The following is a 22,420-nucleotide window of genomic DNA, read 5'->3' as shown; positions in this document are numbered from 1 at the left end:
CGCTTATCTATCAAGTGCTAGCAGCTACCATTTTTGGAGCAACACCATGAACCCCGTCATCACCAGCCTGCTCGACACCGACCTCTACAAGTTCACGATGTGGCAGGCCCTGCTGCACCGCCACCCACAAACACAAAGCGAATACCGCTTTGTGTGCCGCAACACCCCCGCCTACCCGCTGGCCGAGCTGCTGCCCGAGGTGAACGCTGCGCTGGACCACCTGTGCAGCCTGCGCTTCACGCCCGAAGAGCTGGCCTATGTGGGCAGCCTGCGCTACATCAAGAGCGACTTTGTGGACTTCCTGCGCATCTTCCAGTTCCAGCGCAGTTTCATCAGCGCCTGGGCCGAGGGCGAGCAACTGCACATCGTGGCGCAAGGCCCACAGGTGCATGTGATGGGGTTTGAGATCTTCGTGCTGGCCATCGTGAACGAGCTGTACTTTCGCCGCTTTGACGCGGCCCAGGCCCTCGCCAGCGGCCGTGCACGGCTGGCCGCCAAAGTGCATCAGCTGCAGGCCCTGGCCAGGCAGGCCGCGCTGCGCCACCCTTTCGAGCTGTTCGACTTTGGCCTGCGCCGCCGCTACAGCGGCGCCTGGCAGCGCGAGGTGGTGCAGACCTTTGCGACAGAGGCGCCGCAGTGGTTCAAGGGCACCAGCAACGTGCTGCTGGCGCGCGATTTGAACCTGGTGCCCATCGGCACCATGGCGCACGAGTATTTGCAGACCTACCAGGCCCTGGGCGTGCGGCTGCGCGACTTCCAAAAGGCCGCACTCGAAGACTGGGTGCAGGAATACCGGGGAGACCTGGGCATTGCGCTGACCGACACCGTGGGCATGGACGCCTTTCTCGCTGACTTTGACCTGTACTTCGCCAAGCTGTTCGACGGCCTGCGCCACGACTCCGGCGACCCGGTGGCCTGGGGAGAAAAAGCCCTCGCGCACTACACCCGGCTGCGCATCGACGCACACACCAAGCGGCTGGTGTTCTCGGACGGACTCGACCTGGAACGCGCCCTCATGCTGTACCGCCACTTTGGCGACCGCACGCAGCTCGGGTTTGGCATCGGCACGAACCTCACCAACGACATGGGCGCGGACCACAAGCCGCTCAACATCGTGATGAAACTTGTGCGCGCCAACGGACAACCTGTGGCGAAACTCTCAGACACACCCGGCAAGACGCTGTGCGACGATGAAACCTACCTGGCCTACCTGCGTCAGGTTTTCAACGTGAAGGACTGACACCATGCTCCGCATCACCCTTGCACAGCTCAACTTCACTGTCGGCGACATCGAAGGCAACGTGGCCCGCATGGTGGCCGCCGCGCAGCAGGCGGCGCGCGAACAGGCCAACATCATCGTGTTCAGCGAGCTGTCGCTGTGCGGCTACTACCCCGGCGACATGCTGGAGGAAACCGGCTTTCAGCAACGCATCGAAGCCGGTATCTCCGCGTTACAACAGGCCTCTGCTGAATTACCCCAGCTGCACTGGGTGTTGGGCGCGCCCACACCCGCGCGCGGCCCCGGCAAGCGCTTGCACAACAGCCTGCTGGTGCTGCAAGGCGGGGCTGTGCGCCTGCAATACGCCAAGCAGCTGCTGCCCACGTACAACATCTTTGACGAGCGCCGCCACTTCGAGCCCGGACCAGACGTGGCCAAGGTGCTGCGCATCGGCAGCACGCAGGTGGGCCTGCTGATCTGCGAAGACGGCTGGAACGACCACGGCGCCGACTACGCCACCAACCCTTTCGAGCGCATGCGCGACGCCGCGCCCGACCTGGTGGTGAGCATCAACGCCAGTCCCAGCCACACTGGAAAACGCGAGCAGCGCCACCAGATCTTTGCCGACGCCGCGCGCCGCCACGGCCTGCCGATCCTGTACGTGAACCAGATCGGTGGGCACGACCAGGTGGTGTACGACGGCGCATCGTTCGCGGCCGAGCCCGATGCGGGTGTCGTCTTTGAAGCGCAGCGGTTTGTGGAAGACGTGTGCACGCTGCAGTTCGACAACGGGCATTTTCTGAGCGCGGAAGGCGCACGCCCCGCCCCCGTGCCCGCACAGGGTCTGCCCACCATGGACTTCTACCGCCAGCAGATCGTGCTGGGCCTGCGCGACTACGCACGGCGCTGCGGCTTTACGCAGGTGGTGGTCGGCAGCTCGGGCGGCATCGACAGCGCGCTGACGCTGGCGCTTGCTGTGGAGGCGCTGGGTGCGGACAACGTGGTGGGCGTGACCATGCCCTCGCGCTACTCCAGCAGCGGCTCGGTCGATGACTCGGTGGCGCTGTGCCGGAACCTGGGTGTGCAGCTCTTCACGCACCCGATTGCCGAGCTGGTGGCGGGCTATGCGCAGCAGTTCGAGGCCAGCTTTGGCACGCCACTGGCGGGCCTGCCACTCGAAAATCTGCAGGCGCGCATTCGCGGAACGGTGCTGATGGAATACTCCAACGCCTTTGGACACCTGCTGCTGACCACGGGCAACAAGAGTGAAATCTCGGTGGGCTACTGCACGCTGTATGGGGACACCAACGGCGGCCTGGGCTTGATTGGCGACCTCTACAAGACAGAGGTGTTTGCCCTTTCACGCCACGTCAACGAACACGCCGGGCGCGAGCTGATCCCGCAGGCCATCATCGACAAGGAACCCTCGGCCGAACTGGCACCCGGCCAGCGCGATGTGGACAGCCTGCCACCCTACCCCGTGCTCGACGAAGTGCTCAAGCTGCTGATCGAAGGCGACCGACTTTCTGCCGAGGAGCACCAGGCGGCGCAGAATTTCGTGGCCCAGCTGCAAACCGACGACGCGGGCCGCGCCCTGGTGCAGCGCGTGCGCATGATGGTGGCGCGCAACGAATACAAGCGCCGTCAGGCCCCGCCCATCGTGCGCGTGCGGGCGCGGGCTTTTGGCAGCGGGCGGCAGATGCCGATTGCAGCGCGGTATGTGTGAAACTGGTCCACGGTAAAATCACTACCAAAAAGATAGCTGCTAGCGCTTTACAGATAAGCGCTAGCGACCAAAAACACTTAAAAATCACCCGATAACGACTGGAGACACATGGTCGATACCGCCATCTACATCGGGCGTTTTGAACCCGTGCACAACGGCCACATGGCGCTGCTGCAGCGCGCGCTCGACAGCGCGCAGCAGGTCATCGTGGTGGTGGGCTCGGCTTGGCAGGCGCGCTCGCCCAAGAACCCCTTCACCTGGCAAGAACGCGAGGCAATGCTGCGCAATGCGCTGCCCGAGGCCGACCGCAGCCGCATGGTGGTGCTGCCCATGCGCGACTACTACAACGAGGCGGTCTGGGTGCAGGCCGTGCGCCAGGGCGTGGCGCGGCTGACGACACCCGGTGCGCATATCGGTCTGGTGGGCCACTTCAAGGACGCCACCAGCGGCTACCTGAGCGCGTTCCCGGGCTGGGAGCTGATCCATGTGGAGCGCCAGGGGCCGATTGACGCCACCGCCATCCGCGACGCCTGGTTTGGCGCCACCCCCGACACGGTGCAGTCCGCCCTCGCTCCTCTGGCTGACCAGATGCCTGCCAGCACCCTGGCCACGCTGACCGAGTTTGCGCAGACCCCGCACTACCTGGCGCTGCAGCAGGAGTGGGAGATGCTGCGGGGCTACCGCCAGGCCTGGGCCGCCGCGCCCTACCCACCCGTCTTCGTGACGGTGGACGCGGTGCTGCGCTGCCAGGACCATGTGCTGCTGATCCGCCGCGCACACGCACCCGGCAAGGGCCAGCTGGCCGTGCCCGGTGGCTTCATCGAACAGCGCGAAACGGTGTGGCAGTCCTGCCTGCGCGAACTGGTGGAAGAAACCCACTGCCACCTGCCCGAGGCCACCATGCGCGCCGCGCTGCAGTCCGTGGCCGTGTTCGACCACCCCGACCGCAGCCAGCGCGGCCGCACCATCACGCATGCGCATTACTTTGATTTGGGAGATGCGCAGTTTCCAAACGTGCAAGCAGACGACGACGCGCTGCAGGTGCAGTGGACACGCATTGACCAGCTGGCGGGGATGGAAGAAGAGTTCTTTGAAGACCACTTCCACATGCTGGACCACTTCCTGGGGCTGACGGAGCTGCACTGACAACGTGCAGCCAGACTTCAAGCAAAAACAGCCTCTAGCGTTTATCCAATAAGCGCATAAAGCTATTATTTAAATAGCATCAAGCCCCTGCACGCTCCAGCATGGCATGCAGCAGCACGTTGCATCCCGCCTCGATGTGCTCGGGTTTGGCATCCTCGATCTCGTTGTGGCTGATGCCGTCCTTGCACGGGATGAAGATCATGCCGCTGGGTGCGAGCTTGGCCATGTACACCGCATCGTGCCCCGCACCCGAGACAGCGGGCATGTGGCTGTAGCCCAGCTTGGCGGCGGCGCGGCCTACGGCCTCCACACACTCGGGCTGGAAGAGTTGCGCGGGGTAGCTCGACACCATCTCGATGTGCACCTGCACACCGTGTTCTTGGGCCACCTGGTCGGCAAAGGCCTTGACCTCGGCAGCCATGGCATCGACCAGCGCGTCGGTGCTGTTGCGCAGGTCGATGCTGAACTTGACCCGGCCCGGAATCACGTTGCGGCTGTTGGGGAACACTTGCACCATGCCCACGGTGCCACGCCCGTGCGGCGGGTGGCGGTGGGCGGCAGCGACTACGTCTTGCATGATGCGCGTGGCGGCCAGCAGGGCGTCCTTGCGCAGGGCCATGGGCGTGGGGCCGGCGTGGGCTTCCATGCCGGTGACGGTGCAGTCAAACCAGCGGATGCCCAGCACGCCGCTGACCACGCCGATGGTCTTGTCGTTGTCTTCGAGTACGGGGCCTTGTTCGATGTGGGTTTCGAAGTACGCGCCGATGGGGTGGTCGCCGGGCTCCTGGTCGCCGATGTAGCCGATGCGCTCCAGCTCACCCTTCACCGTCTTGCCCTCGGTGTCGGTGGCGGCATAGGCATGCTCCAGCGTGAAGGCTTTGGCGAACACGCCCGAGCCCATCATGACGGGCACAAAGCGGCTGCCTTCTTCATTGGTCCAGAAGGCCACTTCGATGGGGGCCTCGGTCTCGATGCCGTGGTCGTTGAGCGTGCGCACCACCTCGATACCTGCGAGCACGCCGTAGTTGCCGTCGAACTTGCCACCCGTGGGCTGGGTGTCGATGTGGCTGCCGGTCATGATGGGCGGCAGGCTGTTGTTGCGGCCAGGGCGGCGCATGAAGCCGTTGCCGATCTTGTCGATGGTGACGGTCATGCCCGCTTCGCGCGCCCAGCGGGTCACGAGGTCACGGCCTTGTTTGTCCAGGTCGGTGAGGGTGAGGCGGCACACGCCGCCCTTGGGGGTGGCGCCGATCTGCGCCAGCTCCATGAGTGACGCCCACAGGCGATCGCCGTTGATGCGCAGGGTTTCGATGTCAGTCTTTGCGGAGGGGTTCATGGTGACTTTGGGCAATGGCTTCAGGTGGGCTTACAGGGCGTCGAGCGGGTAGACCGGGCGGCGCAGGTTCTGGTAGGGAAACAGGCTGTGGTCGGAGCTCGTGGGGCCCTGGCTGTCGCACTCCACCAAACCCGCCGACAACGGCACGAAGACAGGCCTGCAGTACATGCGCGACTTGAGCAGCAGGTAGGGGTACATGGTGGGGTCGAGGCCCACACAGGAGAACACGCCCAGATCCCACGGCTCGTGGGGCTGCTCAACCACCACAATCTGCGTGTGGCCCAGGTCCAGCCACACAGCCCGCCCCATCGAACAGCGCTGGCCTGTGTAGATGGGGCCGGTGACCGTGTAGCTGCCATCGCTGATGGCCCGCACAGTGCCCTGTACCGGCACAGGATCTTTGTGCAGACCAAGCTGGGTTAACGGCACCTTGTTGCCCAGGCGCAGCGACACTTGCGCGCCCACCCCGGCCGCCACCAGTTCGGCCACAGCCTGCGGATCGCACAGCGGCCCTGTGGCAATGCCCTCCAGGCCTTGCGCCCACGCCGCCTGCAAGACATCCATGGTGTCGCACGTGCCACCCGACATGCAGTTGTCGCTGTGATCGAGCAACAACACGGGCTTGTCGGCACCTTGCGCCATGGCGGCTGCACGGTCGAACGCCGCATTCAGGGGTTCACTCCGGTACACGTAATCGGCGCGCTCATTCCATATCTGGCTTGCCACCTGCTGCAGGGCCACAGCGGCCTGCGCTTCACCGTCAGCAGTAGCTTCGACAGTGGCGACCACGCTCATGCAGGGCGCAGGAATGTCAGCGAGGCAGAACCCGGCAAACACCGTCATGCCCGGCACTCCCTCACGCTCCGCTTCGGTTGCGGCCGCCACGGCGCGCGCCATGGCGCCGTTGAGCGTGGTGCTGCGCAGCGTATGGCTCATCAATGGCAATTGCTTCCAGCGGACGGCCCATTGGCGCCCCTCCTGGAGCATCTGCAGCACCAGACGCGCCACATGGGCACCCGTATCGTACATGTCGATGTGCGGATAGGTCTTGAAGCCCACCATCACGTCGGCGTTGTCCACCATGGTCTGCGTGATGTTGCCGTGCAGGTCGAGCGCCACGCCCAGCGGCACACCCGGTGCAGCGGCACGCACGCGCGCCAGCAGGTCGCCTTCGCCATCGGGCGTGCTCTGCACCACCATGGCTCCGTGCAGGTCCAGCAGGATCGCGTCGCAACCCGGAGCAGCCGCCACAATGCGGTCGGTCAGGACGCGATAGGCCTCGGCATCGACCGTGCCGCTGGGATTGGCCGTGGCAGACACTGGCGTGATGCACTGCGCCCCGAGGCCCTGCGCCGCATCGATGAACGCCGCCATTGCCGTGCGCATACCCTTGTTGGCCTGGAACGCCGCGTCGTCATAGTCAGGCGCAAACGATGCCAGCGGCGTGGCGACGGGTGAAAAGGTATTGGTCTCGTGGTTGAGACGCGCGATCAGAAATTTCATGACAGCTCGCAATGCAAATCAGACCAGGCCAACGCCCAGGTAACGGTCCTTGACCTCTTCGTCGGCCAGGAAGGTGGCGTTGTCCGCCGTGTAGACAATGCGGCCCTGCTCCAGCACGCAATGCCTGTCTGCCAGTTGCGTGCAGACCTCCAGGTTCTGCTCCACCAGCAGGATGGCCACTCCGGCCGCCTTGATGGTCTTGAGCTGGGACACGATCTCTTCAACGATTACCGGAGCGAGCCCTTCCACGGGCTCGTCCAGCATCAGCAGCTTGGGGTTGTTCATCAGCGCCCGCCCGATGGCCAGCATCTGCTGCTCGCCCCCGGACAACTGGCCGCCGCCGTTGGTGCGTCGCTCCTTGAGGCGCGGGAAGATGCGGTAGACATCGTCAAGCTGCCATGGCGAGCGTTTGCGCTGCCCAAGCAGCAGGTTTTCTTCCACCGTCAGCAGCTTGAAGATGCCGCGGTGTTCCGGTACCAGGCACACGCCCTGGCTGGCGATGACGTGGGGAGGCAACCCCTGCACCGGCTTGCCGGCAAACCGGATGCTGCCGCTGGTGGAAGGCACCACCCCGACGATGCTCTTGAGCGTGGTCGTCTTGCCGGCGCCATTGCGCCCCAGCAAGGTGACCAGCTCACCATCGCCCACCTCAAAACTCACCCCTTGCAGCACGTGGCTTTTGCCGTAATGGGCGTGAATGTTGTCCAGCGCGAGAATCATGCTTTCCCCCCCGTGATCATGTTGCCCAGATAGGCCGTGCGCACCCGGTCATCGCTGCGGATGTCGTGCGGCAGGCCTTCGGCCAGCACACGCCCCATCTGCATCACCGTTACCGTGTCAGAGATATCCATCACGATGTTCATGTTGTGCTCGATCAGGACCACGGTGTGCTGGTCACGAAGGCTCTTGATGAGACGCTTCATCTCTTCCAGGTCATCAATGCCCATGCCCGATGTAGGCTCGTCCAGAAAGATGGCCTTGGGCCGCGCCGACAAGGCCATGCCGACCTCCAGCCGGCGCTGCTGCCCGTGTGACAGGTTGCCGGCCGGCGTGTCGGCCAGTGACTCCAGCCCCACCTTTGCAAGAACGGCTTCGACCACTTCCTTCTGCGCACGTGCGCCCACCGGCTCGTGCCAGGGGTTCAGCGCGTGCATGGGGGCCACACCCTGTGCGCCCAGGCGCAGGTTCTCCCGCACCGACAGCGTGAGGAACAGGCTGGTGACCTGAAACGAACGCGCAATGCCCCGTTGCACACGGCGGTAGTCGGGCTCGTCCGTCACATCCTGGCCGTCAAACAGGATGCGCCCGCCACTTACGGTCTTGGTACCAGTGAGCATGTGAAACAGCGTGGTCTTGCCAGCGCCATTCGGGCCGATCACGGAGTGCACTGTGTTGGCGCGCACCTGCAGGCTCACGCCGCCCAGCGCGGGAAACTTGCCGTAATGCTTCTCGACATCGATGGCTTCCAGCAGGATCGGAGACTTGGTGTTCATGCCTGTTCTCCCTTCGCAGTTGCAGCCGTTGCCGTATTGCGCTGCCCCTGCAGCTTGCGCCACAGCATTTCACCCAGGCCCCACAGGCCACGCTGCATCCACAGGCTGACGGCAATCAGCGCCACCCCCAGCAGCAGCAGCCATCGCGGCCACAACTGGGACAGCCAGTCCGCCAGCAACAGGTAGAACGCTGAGCCCAGCAACGAGGCGAACAGATTTCCGGTGCCGCCGATCACGGTCATGATCAGAATCATCTCGCTGGTGTGCAGTTCGGCGTTGGACAGCGGAGCCAACCCCGTCATCATGGCGTGCAACGCCCCCGCCAGCCCAGTGACCGCACCCGAAATCACAAACGCCTGCAGCTTGAGCAAACGCAGGTTGTAGCCAATGGCCGCAGCGCGCTCCTCGTTGTCACGCACCGCCAGCAACGTGCGGCCAAATGTGGAGTTGGACACCCTGAGCAACAACCAGAAAACGATCAGGAACAGCAGCGACACAAAGCCATAGAACTGCCAGGGCGTAGCCAGCGTCCACAGGTCTGCACCAAACAGCGAGAGGTTGGGGCGCGGCACGTCCATCAAGCCGTTGTCGCCGCCCGTGAGATCGGTCGCTGTGTAGGCAATGAAGTAAAACATCTGCGAGAAGGCCAGCGTCAGCATCACGAAATAGGTCCCTCGCTGACGGATGGCCACCCAGCCGACCAGGGCAGCGCCCAGTGCGCCCATCAATGTTGCCAGCAGCAACGCCAGCGGCATCGGCACCGCCCAGCGGCTCAGCATCAGCGCCACCGTGTAGCTGCCCAGACCGAAGAAGATGCCCTGCCCGAAAGACAGCAGGCCCGTGAAGCCCAGCAGCAGATTGCATCCCATGGCAGCCAGCGCAAAGATCAGCACTTCACTCGCCAGAGAACCGGAATGCATGAGCAACGGCATGGTCAGAACCACCACAGCCGCCAGGATGAAATGGGTGTATTTTTTCATGTGCTTCACTCCTTGCGACCCAGCAGGCCGTGAGGCCTCAGCAACAACACGGCGCCCATGGCGATGTAAATCATCAGGCGAGCGCCTTCGGGCCACAGCGTGCTCATCACGCTTTGCACGATGCCGATCATGAGCCCACCCAGTAGCGCCCCGCCAAAGCTGCCAAGCCCTCCGACCACCACCACCACGAAGGCCACGGCAAGCGCCTCCACGCCCATGAAGGGCTCGGCTCCGCGTATCGGAGAGGCCAGCACCCCGGCCAGGGCCGCTGTGGCGGCTCCCAGCCCAAACACCAGACTGAAGATCCGCAACACGTTGATTCCCAGCAACGAGACCATCTCGGTGGACTCGCTGCCCGCACGCACGGCACTGCCCAGGCGAGTGCCCTCCAGCACCCACCACAACAGCACAGAGAGCACTGCCGTGAAGCCAATCACAAACAGGCGGTACTTGGGGTAGATGAAGCTGCCCCACATCACCACCCCTTGAAGCGCATCGGGCACGGCCACGCTGTCGCCCAAGGGGCCCCATTGCAGGATCACCAACTCCTGCGCTGCAAGGGCCAGACCCACGGTGACCAGGATGTGAAACTCGTGCGCTGACGCGTACACATGGCGCAAGACCAGCTTCTCCGTCGCCCAGCCAATGAAGCCGACAACCAAAGGGACGACCAGCAACGCCAACCAGAAGCTCATGCCCCAACGCGTCATCTGATAGCAGAAATAGGCGCCGATCAGATAGAACGCTCCATGGGCAAAGTTCACAAATCGCAGCAGACCAAAAACAATGGACAGGCCGACTGCCAACAGGAAATACAGCATGCCGATGCCGATCCCGTTGATAACCTGTAGCAGATAGATATTCATACAGTGCTCGGGCAACAGACCCAGCAGGCCGCCATGGGGCGGACCCTGGGTTCACCAGTTCTGGAATGGCGTGGCGGTTGCGGCTTGCAGGTAGCCGCCCGCCACGCAGGCCTTGCTGACTGTCAGGCGCGCTTGCAGCCTGTCTTGTCCACCGGCAGGAACGACTTGCCCGAACTGAGCACATCCACGTAGTCGTCCTTGTTCTTCATCTTCGACTTGGCTTTGCCCTTGAGCAGGTAGTAGTTCTTGATGACCTGGTGGTCTTCTTTGCGTACCTCTTCTTCGCCCGTCAGGCCCTGGTACTTGTGTCCCTCGAGTGCGGCGATCACGGCCTTTTGCTCGACCGAGTTGGCCTTGATGATGCCGTCGATCAGCAGCTTGGTGCAGATGTACGAGCCCGCGAGGCTGTAGTTGGGATTGATCTTGAGCTTGTCATTGGTGCGTTTGACCAGATCGCGATTGAGTTCGGAATCCACGGTGTGCCAGTACTGGGCGCCGAAGTAGATGCCGTCGCAGAGGTCGGCGCCCAGCGATTCGAACTGTTCCAGGCCCGAGGCCCAGGCCACCAGAATCGTCATGTTCTTGTGCATGCCAAAGCTCACCGCCTGGCGCAGCGTGTCAGCGCATTGCGCGCCAAAGTTCAGCAACAGCAGTACATCGGGTTTGGCCGCGATCGCGTTGGTGATGTAGCCGCTGAACTCCTTTTCCGCGAGCGAGTGGTAGCTGTTGCCCACATGCTCGATGCCCTTTTCCTTGAAGATGTTCTTGGCTGCCGACAGAAGGCCATCGCCAAAGACGTACTGCGGGGTGATGGTGTACCAGCGCTTGGCCTTGGGCATGGACTCAATCAGCGGTCGCACAGTCTGCTCGACCGCGCCGAAGGTCGGCACCGACCAGCGGAAGGTCGCCACATTGCAGTCCGCGCCCGTGAGTTCGTCAGCTCCGGCAGTGGTGACAAACAGGCCTCCGGCCTTCTCGGCCTCCTTGCCCATGGCCAGGGCCTCGCCCGACAGAATGCCGCCCGCGAAGAAGCGCGCACCTTGCTGCTGCGCCGCTTCCTGCACTTTGCGCACAGCGGTGGCGGGCTTGCCCTCGGTGTCCAGCAGGGTGTAGGCCAGCGGACGATTCAGTGCCTTGCCATATTGCTCAATGGCCAGCTTCATGCCCAGATCGGCAAACTTGCCATTCGCCGCAAACGGGCCCGACATGGGCACGGGACAGCCGAACTGAATGGCACCAGCGACCTGTGCAAACGCACTACGGGTCAGGCCCATGGACGCAGCCAGCGCTGACAGTGCCGAGACTTGCAATATTTGCCGACGTTGCATGAAGGACTCCCTTGAAGGTGAATGGATGGATCGCGTGATTTGCGGCCTCCATAGTGCGCAGCAAAGGGACTTCGTGAACTTTCACGATCTTTCATTTGGATTCATGCGAATCAAGGGTTAACCCTTGATTGCACCAAGAGGGTTTCTCCACGCACCGCGACTGCGCACGCAACTGCCCGCCATGCACCATGAAGTGCCTGGAAGGCGGAGTCCGAAGCGTCGGGATTGCGTGACAACGCGGCCCAGGCCGTGCACTCCCCGGCATGCACTCAGTGCAGGCGGGAGACGTCCTGGGTGATTTGCGCGTCAGCTGTGAACACGTAGCCGATCTGGTGAAGGGTCTTCACGGGCAGTGGTTCCGCAAAGGCTTCCGCCGCCTTCTTGCGCAAGCGCGTGAGAAGCAGGTTCAGGCGTTCTGCGCCGTTCTGGGCGCGCGCGCCGAACAGATGATCGCTCAGCTCGCGCTTGGAGACTTGCTGGCCCTGCGCACGCAAGAGCTGCTGGAAAAACATGAACTCATGGGTCGTCAGCTTGAGCTGTTTGCCGTGCGGCGAGCTCAGCGTCCAGTCCTTGACCGCAAGGACCCATGCGGGCGCCGGAGCACTTTGAGCGCGAACTGAAATGTCCAGGCCGGATGCCGCCGTGCGCGGCGCAAGGCGGTTGGCAGTCGCATCAATGTTCGCAGCCAGCTCCCGCAGGTTGACGGGCTTGACCAGGTAACGATCTGCGCCAGCACGCATGCCGGCAAGGCGGTCATTGAGGGCATCGCGAGCGCTCAGAATGATCACACCCACCTCAGGCCTGGACTTTAGCAGCGAGGCCACGCTCAGGCCATCTTCGCCTGGCAGGCCCAGGTCAAGAATCACCACATCCACGGGCCGCACCGTGAATCCCTTGTAGAAGGCTTCCGCACTCTCGGCGCCCCAGACGCTGTAGCCAGAATCGAGCAGGAACTCTTCGATGCTGTGCAACTGGTCCGAGTCGTCCTCAACAATGGCGATGTGGGGTTTTTGTTGGGTCATGCGGGAAGTGCCTTCGGTCCCTGCGCAAGACGCAATATTCAGGCCACCGAAAAGGGAAGTTCAATCACAAAACACATGCCGGTCGGCGACCGGGACTGCAGCGTAATCGTGCCGCCATGCAGTTCGACTATGCCTTTTACCAAGGCCAGCCCCAATCCGGCACCGGGTTTGCCCTCAGCGGTTCGTCCTCGCCGGTACTTTTCAAACACCTTCTGCTGCTCGTCGGGCTGAATACCCGGGCCCTCGTCTTCGACCGACAGACGACAGCGCCCCGCCTCTCGCGTCACACGCAGCAACACCGTCGTCCCAGCCGGTGCATATTTGAAAGCGTTCGACAGCAGGTTCATCAGCATCACCCGCAGCAGTACCGGGTCGCCATGCAGCGCCGGCAGATCGGCCTGCACTTGCTGCTGCACGGTATGCGCTGTGGACAGCTGGCCGCCGTTTTCCGTGACCCACATGACCATTTCAGCCACATCCACATCCACGGGCTCGAGCGCGAAGTTCTGGCTGTCGATGCGGTCCTGGGTCAGGCAGTTGTCGAAGAAATAGCTCAAGCGCGCAGAACCGCGCAGGATGCGCTGGGCCAGCGCCTCCTGCGCCGGTATGTCCTTGGAGCGCAGCGCCAGCAGTTGACCTGCGGTGTTGATCACCGCCAGCGGCGAACGCACCTCATGCGAAAGCATGGCAATGAAATGGCGTTGATCGAGGACCGTCTGCTCGATGGAAGCGACAGCACTCTCCAGCTCCTGGGTGCGCTGCGCAACCATGGCTTCCAGGTCTTGTGCATGCTCCTGCATATGGCGCGCCATATAGCCCATCGCATCGGCCAACGAGCGCAGTTCACGGATCGGGCTGGACTTGGGTGCCTTGGCCGTCCAGTCATCCTGAGTCAGTCGTGTCGCCCAATCGCTGAGCGATTGCAGCGGACGAACCAGGCGACTGGCGACAAACAGCGAGAAAAGTACGGATGCCAGCATCACAGCCAGTGTGGTGTAGATGGTGTTGCGCAACACCCCGCGCAGCGGAGCATCGAAGCGACTCTCCGGCAGCATGATGGCCATAGTGAGTGTCGGCCCCTTGTGCAACACATGCGTCCACCAACGCATCAGATGCCGCTCGCCACCTACTTCCATGAACTCATGCCCCTCAGCCTGACCGGTGCGCAGGATGTGCTGCCCCAGAGCACGCACCACGGGGTCCCCACTTTCATCCATGCGCGGCCGCCGCTCACCGGCAGCCCCCGTGAGCCCCATGGAGGCATCGGCTGAAGACATGGCTAGCAGCTCTCCAGATGCCTCCGCCAGAAACGCCTTTCCGCCAGACTCCGAAGCGACGGTATTCAAGAAATCGTTCAGCTGCGACAGCGAAACGTCTGCCGTGACAATGCCAATCAGATCGCCGTTCCTGGCACGCAATGGCGCGGATGCCCCCATACCGATCGCACGATAGGCGCCTTGCACGTCCTCGATCTTGTAACGATAGGGTGCGTACCATGACGTCCCGTCGTAATCCAGGGCGTTGGTGTACCAGGGTCTGTTGCGCGCATCAAAATCGATCTCGCTGCGCGAAATCAGCGTGGGCTGGCGTGTCAGCTCATCCACCCGAAAGACCTCCATCGCACGATCTCCGCTGATCGTGGCTCGCATCATGCGCAGCGCCCGGTCACTCCCTAGGGGTGGACGGCTGCCGGCGAAGTACTCGCCCTCCCGCGTCCCCAGAGAGATGAACGTCAACTGCGGCTGCTGGTCAATCTGCAGCATGAACTGCTTCATGAGCTGGTCCGGGTGATCGACCATCAACAGACCGGCACGCGCCTGTTCTACATTGAAAGCCACCGCCCGCTGGGGCACATCGAAAAAAGACAACAGCTTTTCGCGCACCCGCTGCGAGACTTCGTCGGCCAATTGGAGTGCAAAGCCCTCCATCGCGCCCACAGCAGAGCGATAAAAGAGGGTGCCGCTGGCCAGCGAGATCGGCAGGAGAATCGCCAGCAGCGCAAAGGTCAAAAAACTGCGCAGCGCGATGCGGCGAGCAAACATGGGCAGCCTGGGTGAAGTGAGCCTGGAAGGGAAATCGGATTCAAGCACAGATCGGCAGAAGTGCCCGCCCTCGACTTATGGAGCCGTACCAGGCTGCGCGCCGCCCCGACGAGAGCATCCTGCGCAGCCCCATGCCGCCTGAGCCCAGTACCAGACTTCAAGCCAGATTGAGCGCCAGCGCTTTTCCATAAAGCGCCGACAGCTATTATTTAAATAGCATCAAGTCCCTGCCCGCTCCAGCATGGCATGCAGCAGCACGTTGCACCCGGCCTCGATGTGCTCGGGTTTCGCATCCTCGATCTCGTTGTGGCTGATACCGTCCTTGCACGGGATGAAGATCATGCCGCTGGGCGCGAGCTTGGCCATGTAGACGGCGTCGTGCCCCGCGCCCGAGACAGCGGGCATGTGGCTGTAGCCCAGCTTGGCGGCGGCGCGGCCCACGGCCTCCACACACTCGGGCTGGAAGAGTTGCGCGGGGTAGCTCGACACCATCTCGATGTGCACCTGTACGCCATGCTCCTTGGCCACCTGGTCGGCAAAGGCCTTGACCTCGGCAGCCATGGCGTCCACCAGCGCGTCCGTGCTGTTGCGCAGGTCGATGCTGAATTTGACCCGGCCCGGAATCACGTTGCGGCTGTTGGGGAACACCTGCACCATGCCCACGGTGCCGCGCCCATGCGGCGGGTGGCGGTGGGCGGCAGCGACTACGTCTTGCATGATGCGTGTGGCGGCCAGCAGGGCGTCCTTGCGCAGGGCCATGGGCGTGGGGCCTGCGTGGGCTTCCATGCCGGTCACGGTGCAGTCAAACCAGCGGATTCCCAGCACGCCGCTGACCACGCCGATGGTCTTGTCGTTGTCTTCCAGCACGGGGCCTTGTTCGATGTGGGTTTCGAAGTACGCGCCGATGGGGTGGTCGCCGGGCTCCTGGTCGCCGATGTAGCCGATGCGCTCCAGCTCACCCTTCACCGTCTTGCCCTCGGTGTCGGTGGCGGCATAGGCATGCTCCAGCGTGAAGGCTTTGGCGAACACGCCCGAGCCCATCATGACGGGCACAAAGCGGCTGCCTTCTTCATTGGTCCAGAAGGCCACTTCGATGGGGGCCTCGGTCTCGATGCCGTGGTCGTTGAGCGTGCGCACCACCTCGATGCCTGCCAGCACGCCGTAGTTGCCGTCGAACTTGCCGCCTGTGGGCTGGGTGTCGATGTGGCTGCCGGTCATGATGGGCGGCAGGTTGTTGTTGCGCCCGGGGCGGCGCATGAAGCCGTTGCCGATCTTGTCGATGGTGACGCTCATGCCGGCCTCGCGCGCCCAGCGGGTGACGAGGTCGCGGCCCTGCTTGTCCAGGTCGGTGAGGGTGAGGCGGCAAACGCCGCCCTTGGGGGTGGCGCCGATCTGCGCCAGCTCCATGAGTGACGCCCACAGGCGATCTCCGTTGATGCGCAGGTTTTCGATGTCAGTCTTCACTTTGGTGTCCATGGTGTTCTCCGGATGCATTGCAGCGGTTAGCGCGCCACCGCCGTAGGGGCCAGGTCCTGTGCACGCTTTTGCACGGCCTGGAAGTTGGCGCCAAACGCGGGGCGCTTGATGTAGCGGCCCTTGCCCTGCTCCGCCCGCAGGTCGCCGTTGGCAAACACCACGCGGCCCTGACTCACGGTGTGGCTGGGAATTCCGCGCACGGTGCGGCCTTCAAAGATGTTGAAGTCGCCCTTGCTGAACTGCGTCTTGGCCGAGAAGGTCTTGGTGCCTTGCGGGTCCCACAGCACCAGGTCGGCATCGGCACCTTCGCCGATGTAGCCCTTGCGCGGATAGATGTTGAACAGCTTGGCCGCGTTGGCCGAGGTGATGGCTACAAACTCGCTGGGCGTAAGTCGACCGGTGTTCACGCCACCATCCCACAGCGCGGCCATGCGTTCTTCCACGCCGCCTGTGCCGTTGGGGATCTTGGCAAAGTTCTCCTTGCCCATGGCCTTTTGCGCAGCGCAGAAGGTGCAGTGGTCTGTCGCCGTGGTGTGCAGCTGGCCCGACTGCAGGCCGCGCCACAGCGCCTCCTGGTGGCCCTTGGGGCGGAAGGGCGGGCTCATCACGTAGGCGGCGGCCTTGGCGAAGTCGGGGTCGCGGTACACGCTGTCATCCACCAGCAGGTGGCCCGCCAGCACCTCGCCGTACACGCGCTGGCCGCGCGCACGGGCGCGGGCAATCGCGTCGGCCGACTCCATGCAGCTCACATGCACCACGTAGATGGGAACGCCCAGCACGTCGGCAATGGCAATGGCGCGGTTGGCGGCCTCGGCCTCGACCATGGGCGGGCGCGACAGCGGGTGGCCCTCGGGGCCGGTGATGCCCATCTTGGCGACCTCTTGCTGCAGCAGGTACACCAGCTCGCCGTTTTCGGCGTGCACCGTGGGCATGGCGCCCAGCTCTAGCGCGCGCTTGAAGCTGTTCACCAGGGTTTCGTCATCGCACATGATGGCGTTCTTGTAGGCCATGAAGTGCTTGAAGCTGTTCACCCCCTCGTCCTGCACCAGCGTGCCCATGTCGGCGCGCACCTGCTCGCTCCACCAGGTGATGGCGACGTGAAACGAATAGTCAGCGGCCGACTTCTCCGCCCAGCCGCGCCACTTGCGATAAGCATCCAGGATGGGTTCTTGCGGATCGGGGATCACGAAGTCGATGATGCTCGTGGTGCCGCCCGCCAGCGCGGCGGCCGTGCCGGTGAAGAAGTCGTCCATGGTGACGGTGCCCATGAACGGCAACTGCATGTGCGTGTGCGGGTCGATGCCGCCGGGCAGCACGTACTGGCCGCTGGCGTCCAGCGTCTGCGCACCTGCGGGGGCCTGCGCCGCAGCCCCATCCCCCACGGCCACGATGCGGCCATCGACGCACAACACATCGGCGCGCTGTTCACGGTCGGCGTTGACCACGGTACCACCGCGGATCACAAGGGCTTGGGTCATGGGGGGTCTCCTTCAGGGATGCGGATCAGATCAAAAAAAGGCCCTGCACTGGCACCAGGCCCAGGCAGGGCCAAGGGGTCACTTCTTCTTGGCAGTCAGGTAGTAATAGGTGCCGGCCACGGCCAGGCTGAAGAACCAGCCAAAGTCGAACAGCGCCAGCAGCAGGCCGGGCACAGCCGCCTTGTCGATCACGCCCGACACGGCCAAGTAGCCCGGCAGGCAGGGCAGCACACCCAGCGCAAAGGCAATCAGCGCCTGCACGTTCCAGCCATTGCTGTACTCGTATTCGCCGCCGCGGCGGTACAGGTCGTCCACCTTCAGCTCGCTCTTGCGCACCAGGTAGTAGTCCACCAGCAGGATGCCCGCGATGGCGCCCAGCAGCGTGCCGTAGCCGCCCAGCCAGGTGAACAGGTAGCCGCCCGAGGTGGCCAGCAGCTTCCAGGGCATGAACACCAGGCCAATCAGCGCGGCGATCAGGCCACCCATGCGGAAGCTGATCTTGGACGGTGCGACCTGGCTGAAGTCATACGACGGCGACACCAGGTTGGCGGCGACGTTGGTGGTCAGGTTGGCCAGCAGGATCACCAGCAGGCCCACGCCCGCAGCCACGCTGCCCATTTGCGTGAGCAGGCCGTCGGGGAACAACTGTGCCTTGCCATACAGGATGGCTGAGGCCGAGAAACCAATCACACCCACCATGGAGAACAGTGCCATGGGAATCGGCAGGCCGATGGCTTGGCCCATGACCTGGTCCTTTTGCGACTTGGCAAAGCGCGTGAAGTCCGGGATGTTGAGCGCAAGCGTAGCCCAGAAGCCGACCAGGCCCGTCAGCGCCGCCCAGGTCTTGGGGCCACCCTCGACCACCTTGGCAGGCAGGTTGAAGAGCTGGCCCGAAGGCACCTTCATCATCAGCACCACGACGAGCGCGATGGACGCAATGATCATCAGCGGCGCGGCGATCACTTCGAGCTTGCGGATGGACTCTGGGCCCTTCCAGATGAAGTAGATGTGCACTGCCCAGAACGCGAGGAAACACATGAACTGCGAGGTGCTGATGGTCTGCCCCTCGGCCGGGCCCGCGAGCCCCATGCCCAGGATGTTCAGGAAGCCATGCAGCGCCAGCGCGCCGAAATAGCAGTTGATGGAGAACCAGCCACACGCCACCAGGCCGCGCAACACGGCAGGAAGGTTGGCGCCTTTCACACCGAACGAAGCGCGCGCCAGCACCGGGAACGGCACACCATATTTGGGCCCCACGCGGCCGATCAGCACCATGGGCACGAGCACGATGCAGTTGGCCAGGAACACCAGCCACACCGCCATCTGCCAGGTGAAGCCCTGGTCCAGCATGGAGCTGGCCATGGTGTAGGTGGGCACACACACGACCATGCCCACCCAGAGTGCAGCGAAGTCTTTCCAGGTCCAGTGTCGCTGCGCGGCGGTGGTGGGGAGCAGATCTTCATTGGCGAGCGTGTTGGAGGCTCCGCCGGGCATTAGCCCCGCCACATGGGCAGCGCTGCCGGTACTGTTGGTCATGCCTGTACTCCTGTCAAAGACGTCGTTGGGGTTGCACACAACCCGCCGTCTGTTTCAGCGCCCTCACGCTGGCAGATGGCGGGCAAAGGGAAGCGAGCGATGCTAGAGATCACGCAAGAACTGCACCAGATGCAGTGCAGCATGCGTTGCAAATCAGCACCACAACGGGTGCTGTCACAACGCCTTGCAGGGTCTGTGGCACACGCACGCATGGGCCGCATATCAAGCCGCTGCAGACACGCGCTGCGGGTTGTTGGGGTGCGTGGTCCAGTTGGCGTATTCGCCGGTCACCTTCTTGCCTGTGCGCACATCAACTTCGCCCGGCTCCAGCGCGCGCATGGTGATGCACTCAGGCACGGGGCAGATCGACACGCACAGGTTGCAGCCCACGCACTCGGCCTCGTTGATCTCGAACTTGCGCACGCCACCCTCTTTGGTGAAGGTGATGGCCTGGTGCGAGGTGTCTTCGCACACCACATGGCAGCGGCCGCACTGGATGCAGGCGTCCTGGTTGATGACGGCTTTTTCAATGTGATTGAGGTTGAGGTTCTTCCAGTCCTTGACCGTGGGCACGGCCTGGCCTTTGAAGTCGTCGAGCGTGGCGTAGCCGTGCTCGTCCATGAAGTTGGACAGCCCATCGCACATGTCCTGCACGATCTTGAAGCCGTACACCATGGCTGCCGTGCACACCTGCACCGTGCCGCAGCCCAGCGCAATGTATTCGGCCGCATCGCGCCAGGTGGTGATGCCGCCAATGCCGCTGATGGGCAGGCCCGCGGTCTGCGCGTCGCGTGCAATCTCGGCCACCATGTTCAGCGCGATAGGCTTGACGGCCGGCCCGCAGTAGCCGCCGTGCGAGCCCCAGCCGTCGGTGCTCGGGCTCATGACCATGCGGTCCAGGTCCACGCCCATGATGGAGTTGATGGTGTTGATCAGCGACACCGCATCGGCCCCGCCCGCCTTGGCGGCGCGTGCGGGCTGGCGCACATCGGTGATGTTGGGGGTGAGCTTCACGATCACGGGCAGCTTGCTGTAGTGCTTGCACCAGGCGGTGACCATCTGGATGTATTCGGGCACCTGGCCCACGGCCGCGCCCATGCCACGCTCGCTCATGCCGTGGGGGCAGCCGAAGTTGAGTTCGATGCCGTCGGCGCCGGTGTCTTCCACCAGCGGCAAGATGGCCTTCCAGCTCTGCTCCTCGCACGGCACCATGAGCGAGACGATCATGGCGCGGTCCGGCCAGTTGCGTTTGACGCGTTTGATCTCTTCGAGGTTGGTGTGCAGCGGCCGGTCAGTGATCAGCTCGATGTTGTTCAGGCCGATCACACGGCGGTCTTGCGACATCAGCGTGGAGTAACGCGGGCCGTTGACGTTGACCACCGGTGGGTCTTCGCCCAGCGTCTTCCACACCACGCCGCCCCAGCCCGCCTCAAAGGCGCGGGTGACGTTGATCTCTTTGTCGGTGGGTGGTGCGGAGGCGAGCCAGAAGGGGTTGGGGCTTTGGATGCCCAGGAAATTGCTGCGAATGTCTGCCATGGGGTGCTCCCGTGAAAACTGGGGTGAAGGGGTTCAGGCCATCAATGCGGCGTGGATGGAGACAGCGGCCACCTTGCCGTGCTCCACCGCCTCCACCGTGAGGTCGCGGCCGCCCACACGGCAGTCGCCACCGGCCCACACGCGCGCCAGGCTGGTCTGGCCTTCGGCATCGGTGGCGATGCGCCCGCCCTCCAGCGCAATGCTTTTGCCCACAGGCTCGGCCACAAAGGTCTGGCCAATGGCCTTGAGCACCATGTCGGCATCGAGCGTGAAGGTCTCGCCGGTTTCCACCAGCTTGCCGCCGCTCAGTGCCGTGGCGGCAAAGCGCACGCCCTTGACCGCACCGCCTTCGCTCAGCACTTCCTTCGGTGCCGCCCAGTGGCGGATGGTCACGCCATTCGTCTGCGCCCATTGCTGTTCCACGGCCGATGCCGACATGGCCTCTGCGCCCCGGCGGTAGACGATGGTCACCTCTTCCGCGCCCAGCTTGCGCGACTGCACGGCGGCGTCCACCGCCGTCATGCCGCCGCCAATCACCACCACGCGGCGGCCAACGGGCAGGGTCGAGAGGTCAGTGCTCTGGCGCAGCTCGGCGATGAAGTCCACCGCATTGCGCAGGCCGGTGGCCGTGGGCTCGGCCACGCCCAGCGCGTTCACGCCCTGCAGGCCCAGGCCCAGGAACACGGCGTCGTACGCGCCCAGCAGGCTGTCGAGCGTGATGTCACGGCCCAGTTGCTGGCCGGTGCGCACCTCGATGCCACCGATGGACAGCAGCCACTCCACCTCCTTCTGCGCGAAGTTGTTGGTGGTTTTGTAGCTGGCAAGGCCATATTCATTGAGGCCGCCCAGCTTGGGGCGCGCCTCGAACAGCACCACGTCATGCCCGCGCACGGCCAGACCATGCGCACAGGCCAGGCCCGCAGGCCCAGCGCCCACCACAGCCACGCGCTTGCCAGTGGCGGCTGCGCGCTGGAACAACGGTGCACCCGGCTTTTCAAAAAATGCGTCAGTCGCATAGCGCTGCAACGAGCCGATCTCCACCGGCTTGTCTTCGTTGGTGTTGCGCACGCAAGCCTGTTCGCACAGCACCTCAGTGGGGCACACCCGGGCACACATGCCGCCCAGCGGGTTGGCCTCCAGGATGGCGCGGGCCGCGCCCCGGTTGTTGTCCTGCGCGATGCGGTGGATGAACGAGGGAATGTCGATACCCGTGGGGCAGGCCGTGGCGCAGGGGGCGTCGTGGCAGTAGTAGCAGCGCTCGGCCTCGATCAGGGCCTGGGGGCGGGTGAGCGGCGGATGTGCGTCGCTGAAGTTGGCGGCGTAATCAGCCAGGTTCAGGCGTGCGGCATGAATGCCGCAGGCACGGCTTGCGGGTGTGTCCATCAGGTTTCCTCCGAGAGGGTCAGGGTGGGGGTCTGGGCGCAGGCCATGCAGGCCGCCATGCGCGCCCGTGCCGCGCAGCACTGGCTGCGCATGCGGCTGGGGCCAGCCAATGCAGCGCAGGCGCAGGCGCCTGTGCTTGCAAACTTCGGAGGTTTCATCGTGGGCCTCGCTGTAGGATTCAGGTGCCCGCTGCTTTGGTGCAGCGGTGCCCTGTGTGGTGGTTCAATTTACCAACCCGTAAAAATTTACCAATTGGTAAAATCCCTAGAGCAAACCCCGTGCCAGCCAAATCGCCGCAAATCTCCGTCCCACGCCAGCGAAATGCCAGTTTTTGGCCCCTGGCTTGTTCC

The 22,420-nt window shown here is 63.8% G+C and carries 18 protein-coding genes; 3 read left to right on the top strand and 15 right to left on the bottom strand.

Annotation, left to right across the window (positions count from 1 at the left end; translation table 11 throughout):
• The first annotated feature begins 46 nt into the window (after positions 1 to 46).
• From pncB to NFX52_RS00080, 3 genes are all read left to right on the top strand, one after another.
• Positions 47 to 1,240, top strand: a complete 1,194-nt coding sequence (gene pncB / locus NFX52_RS00090) for a nicotinate phosphoribosyltransferase (RefSeq protein ID WP_055399312.1) — start codon at positions 47 to 49, stop codon at positions 1,238 to 1,240.
• 4 nt (positions 1,241 to 1,244) lie between these two features.
• Positions 1,245 to 2,945, top strand: a complete 1,701-nt coding sequence (locus tag NFX52_RS00085) for an NAD+ synthase (RefSeq protein WP_055399314.1) — start codon at positions 1,245 to 1,247, stop codon at positions 2,943 to 2,945.
• A gap of 108 nt (positions 2,946 to 3,053) precedes the next feature.
• Positions 3,054 to 4,091 (top strand): bifunctional nicotinamide-nucleotide adenylyltransferase/Nudix hydroxylase, encoded by a 1,038-nt coding sequence (locus NFX52_RS00080; protein ID WP_055399316.1) that lies wholly within the window; start codon positions 3,054 to 3,056, stop codon positions 4,089 to 4,091.
• A 79-nt stretch (positions 4,092 to 4,170) separates the two neighbouring features.
• On the opposite strand, the gene NFX52_RS00075 is transcribed toward NFX52_RS00080, so the two are convergent.
• The 15 genes from NFX52_RS00075 to NFX52_RS00005 form a co-directional block, all read right to left on the bottom strand.
• Entirely contained in the window at positions 4,171 to 5,427 is a 1,257-nt protein-coding gene (locus NFX52_RS00075; protein WP_055399318.1) for a Zn-dependent hydrolase, read from the bottom strand.
• Positions 5,428 to 5,457: 30 nt separating this feature from the next.
• Positions 5,458 to 6,930, bottom strand: a complete 1,473-nt coding sequence (locus NFX52_RS00070; RefSeq protein ID WP_055399320.1) for a M81 family metallopeptidase — start codon at positions 6,928 to 6,930, stop codon at positions 5,458 to 5,460.
• Positions 6,931 to 6,948: 18 nt separating this feature from the next.
• Entirely contained in the window at positions 6,949 to 7,650 is a 702-nt protein-coding gene (locus tag NFX52_RS00065) for an ABC transporter ATP-binding protein (RefSeq protein WP_055399322.1), read from the bottom strand.
• On the bottom strand, positions 7,647 to 8,423 hold the full coding sequence (locus NFX52_RS00060) for an ABC transporter ATP-binding protein (protein ID WP_055399324.1): 777 nt from the start codon (positions 8,421 to 8,423) through the stop codon (positions 7,647 to 7,649). Before NFX52_RS00060 ends, NFX52_RS00065 begins: the two co-directional genes overlap by 4 nt.
• A complete protein-coding gene (locus NFX52_RS00055) occupies positions 8,420 to 9,403 on the bottom strand; it encodes a branched-chain amino acid ABC transporter permease (protein WP_055399326.1) in 984 nt (327 codons plus the stop codon). Before NFX52_RS00055 ends, NFX52_RS00060 begins: the two co-directional genes overlap by 4 nt.
• 5 nt (positions 9,404 to 9,408) lie before the next feature.
• Positions 9,409 to 10,269, bottom strand: coding sequence for a branched-chain amino acid ABC transporter permease (locus NFX52_RS00050; protein WP_055399328.1), 861 nt, complete (start codon positions 10,267 to 10,269; stop codon positions 9,409 to 9,411).
• Between the two features lie 122 nt (positions 10,270 to 10,391).
• Entirely contained in the window at positions 10,392 to 11,597 is a 1,206-nt protein-coding gene (locus NFX52_RS00045; RefSeq protein WP_055399330.1) for an ABC transporter substrate-binding protein, read from the bottom strand.
• A gap of 269 nt (positions 11,598 to 11,866) precedes the next feature.
• Positions 11,867 to 12,619, bottom strand: a complete 753-nt coding sequence (locus tag NFX52_RS00040) for a response regulator (protein WP_055399331.1) — start codon at positions 12,617 to 12,619, stop codon at positions 11,867 to 11,869.
• Between the two features lie 38 nt (positions 12,620 to 12,657).
• Positions 12,658 to 14,661: an ATP-binding response regulator gene (locus NFX52_RS00035; protein WP_055399333.1), complete on the bottom strand. Its 2,004-nt coding sequence runs from the start codon at positions 14,659 to 14,661 to the stop codon at positions 12,658 to 12,660.
• Positions 14,662 to 14,880: 219 nt separating this feature from the next.
• Positions 14,881 to 16,137, bottom strand: a complete 1,257-nt coding sequence (locus tag NFX52_RS00030; protein ID WP_055399335.1) for a Zn-dependent hydrolase — start codon at positions 16,135 to 16,137, stop codon at positions 14,881 to 14,883.
• Positions 16,138 to 16,163: 26 nt separating this feature from the next.
• Positions 16,164 to 17,615 carry a dihydropyrimidinase gene (gene hydA, locus NFX52_RS00025; protein ID WP_055399337.1) on the bottom strand — a complete coding sequence of 484 codons (1,452 nt, stop codon included), beginning with the start codon at positions 17,613 to 17,615 and terminating at the stop codon, positions 16,164 to 16,166.
• A gap of 78 nt (positions 17,616 to 17,693) precedes the next feature.
• Positions 17,694 to 19,151 (bottom strand): NCS1 family nucleobase:cation symporter-1, encoded by a 1,458-nt coding sequence (locus tag NFX52_RS00020; RefSeq protein ID WP_055399339.1) that lies wholly within the window; start codon positions 19,149 to 19,151, stop codon positions 17,694 to 17,696.
• A gap of 222 nt (positions 19,152 to 19,373) precedes the next feature.
• Entirely contained in the window at positions 19,374 to 20,687 is a 1,314-nt protein-coding gene (gene preA / locus NFX52_RS00015) for an NAD-dependent dihydropyrimidine dehydrogenase subunit PreA (protein ID WP_055399341.1), read from the bottom strand.
• 33 nt (positions 20,688 to 20,720) lie between these two features.
• Positions 20,721 to 22,070, bottom strand: coding sequence for an NAD(P)-dependent oxidoreductase (locus NFX52_RS00010; RefSeq protein ID WP_055399343.1), 1,350 nt, complete (start codon positions 22,068 to 22,070; stop codon positions 20,721 to 20,723).
• Positions 22,070 to 22,228 carry a hypothetical protein gene (locus NFX52_RS00005; protein ID WP_156358765.1) on the bottom strand — a complete coding sequence of 53 codons (159 nt, stop codon included), beginning with the start codon at positions 22,226 to 22,228 and terminating at the stop codon, positions 22,070 to 22,072. Before NFX52_RS00005 ends, NFX52_RS00010 begins: the two co-directional genes overlap by 1 nt.
• Positions 22,229 to 22,420 lie beyond the last annotated feature (192 nt).

The organism is Acidovorax facilis (assembly GCF_023913775.1).
Taxonomy (GTDB): Bacteria; Pseudomonadota; Gammaproteobacteria; order Burkholderiales; family Burkholderiaceae_C; genus Acidovorax; species Acidovorax facilis.
Note: the sequence above shows the minus strand (reverse complement) of the source record. Positions and strands in the feature narration are given on the sequence as shown.

Bases quoted from the DNA above. Each gene is read 5' to 3' on its own strand.
- pncB (WP_055399312.1), top strand. From the start codon at position 47: ATGAACCCCGTCATCACCAGCCTGCTCGACACCGACCTCTACAAGTTC.
- NFX52_RS00085 (WP_055399314.1), top strand. From the start codon at position 1,245: ATGCTCCGCATCACCCTTGCACAGCTCAACTTCACTGTCGGCGACATC.
- NFX52_RS00080 (WP_055399316.1), top strand. From the start codon at position 3,054: ATGGTCGATACCGCCATCTACATCGGGCGTTTTGAACCCGTGCACAAC.
- NFX52_RS00075 (WP_055399318.1), bottom strand. From the start codon at position 5,427: ATGAACCCCTCCGCAAAGACTGACATCGAAACCCTGCGCATCAACGGC.
- NFX52_RS00070 (WP_055399320.1), bottom strand. From the start codon at position 6,930: ATGAAATTTCTGATCGCGCGTCTCAACCACGAGACCAATACCTTTTCA.
- NFX52_RS00065 (WP_055399322.1), bottom strand. From the start codon at position 7,650: ATGATTCTCGCGCTGGACAACATTCACGCCCATTACGGCAAAAGCCAC.
- NFX52_RS00060 (WP_055399324.1), bottom strand. From the start codon at position 8,423: ATGAACACCAAGTCTCCGATCCTGCTGGAAGCCATCGATGTCGAGAAG.
- NFX52_RS00055 (WP_055399326.1), bottom strand. From the start codon at position 9,403: ATGAAAAAATACACCCATTTCATCCTGGCGGCTGTGGTGGTTCTGACC.
- NFX52_RS00050 (WP_055399328.1), bottom strand. From the start codon at position 10,269: ATGAATATCTATCTGCTACAGGTTATCAACGGGATCGGCATCGGCATG.
- NFX52_RS00045 (WP_055399330.1), bottom strand. From the start codon at position 11,597: ATGCAACGTCGGCAAATATTGCAAGTCTCGGCACTGTCAGCGCTGGCT.
- NFX52_RS00040 (WP_055399331.1), bottom strand. From the start codon at position 12,619: ATGACCCAACAAAAACCCCACATCGCCATTGTTGAGGACGACTCGGAC.
- NFX52_RS00035 (WP_055399333.1), bottom strand. From the start codon at position 14,661: ATGTTTGCTCGCCGCATCGCGCTGCGCAGTTTTTTGACCTTTGCGCTG.
- NFX52_RS00030 (WP_055399335.1), bottom strand. From the start codon at position 16,137: ATGGACACCAAAGTGAAGACTGACATCGAAAACCTGCGCATCAACGGA.
- hydA (WP_055399337.1), bottom strand. From the start codon at position 17,615: ATGACCCAAGCCCTTGTGATCCGCGGTGGTACCGTGGTCAACGCCGAC.
- NFX52_RS00020 (WP_055399339.1), bottom strand. From the start codon at position 19,151: ATGACCAACAGTACCGGCAGCGCTGCCCATGTGGCGGGGCTAATGCCC.
- preA (WP_055399341.1), bottom strand. From the start codon at position 20,687: ATGGCAGACATTCGCAGCAATTTCCTGGGCATCCAAAGCCCCAACCCC.
- NFX52_RS00010 (WP_055399343.1), bottom strand. From the start codon at position 22,070: ATGGACACACCCGCAAGCCGTGCCTGCGGCATTCATGCCGCACGCCTG.
- NFX52_RS00005 (WP_156358765.1), bottom strand. From the start codon at position 22,228: ATGAAACCTCCGAAGTTTGCAAGCACAGGCGCCTGCGCCTGCGCTGCA.